Consider the following 1,328-nt stretch of genomic DNA (forward strand, 5'->3'; position numbering starts at 1 on the left):
TAAAATGTACCCTTTGTCAAGGACAATTTAAAAAAGCCTATGCTACATTAAGAAGATGATTTCTGTATTGAACAGGAGTCATCTTTTTTAGATCCCATTGATATCTATATTTATTATAGTAGAGCATATATTGTTTAATTTCTTTCTTTAACTGTTCTAAAGTTTCACATGGCTTTATGTATGCCTCATCTTTGAAATGTCCAAAGAATGATTCTTGGGGTGCATTATCCCAACAATTACCACGCCTTGACATAGATTGTCCTAAACCATACTTCTTTACTAATTTTTGAAAAGTTGGACTAGTATAATGTACCCCTTGATCCGAATGAATAAATGCACCTTTAGGTAATTTAATTTTTCTATTCTTTTTTAGCTTATGTAGAGTATCAGTCGCTATATCTAACTTCAAACTATCAGACACATTGTATGCCACTATTTCATTTGTAGATCCATCTTTAATTGTTGATAAATATGCTTTTTTACCTTTACCATAGAACAAATATGTTATATCTGTAAGGAGCACTTTCCCTGGTATATTTTGTTTGAAATTTCTATTTAGTAGGTTTGGCAAAACAGTATGTTCTCTTGTTGCTTTCATCATTCTTCTATAGGGATTAGCTTTTCTAATAGGACAAATAATGCCATATTTTTTCATTATCCTGCGGATACGTTTTAAATTGTATATGATGCCATACTGACCTTCTAATGTCATTTTAATCTGCCTAGCTCCTTTTTTACGCCTTTTAAAGTTATATGCTTTTAATATAATATCTTTAACTATCTCATCTTGAGTATTACGTTGATCTCTTAATGTCTGTGATTTTAATGAAAAGTAGTTGTAATATCCAGAACGCGATACCCCTGTTTTAGTACATAGATGACTAATCATATTTTTAAGTTTGTATTTTTTTATTGCTGAATCTATGAGTATAAATTTTTGTTCTGTTGATAACGCTATTTCTTCTTTCTCAACCCCCTTTCCATCATATCGATTTTTTTTAGCAATTCATTTTCTGCTTTCAGTAAATTATTTTGTGCTTTAAGTCGTGTATATTTTTCTTCTATTGAAAGTTCTTTCTCACTCGGTCTTCCTGAATTCTCTTTTCTAGTGTCTTGCAGTCCGCATATGCCATTTTTTCTATATGCAGCACGCCATCTTTTTCCCGCTGCTTTAACACGTTCTATCCCAAGAATATTTATATCAAAACCATGTTCTTCGAATATCTCTCTTGGAAATTTCCCATTATCGTTTTCTACTATAAAAACACGCTTAAATTCATCTGTATATGTAATTCCCTTAATGCTGACTTTTTTTACATATTGATTAC

General features: G+C 30.8%; 1 protein-coding gene. It reads right to left on the reverse strand.

The annotated features are described in order from the left end of the window. Positions 1-37: 37 nt before the first annotated feature. A protein-coding gene (locus EV214_RS18550) for an IS3 family transposase (protein ID WP_408631316.1) occupies positions 38-1,328 on the reverse strand; the annotation gives its coding sequence in 2 pieces (ribosomal slippage) (positions 38-973 and positions 976-1,328; 1,289 coding nt annotated over the 2 pieces). This gene is flagged as partial in the annotation.

The sequence above is a fragment of the Marinisporobacter balticus genome (assembly GCF_004345705.1).
Lineage (GTDB): Bacteria > Bacillota > Clostridia > Peptostreptococcales > Thermotaleaceae > Marinisporobacter > Marinisporobacter balticus.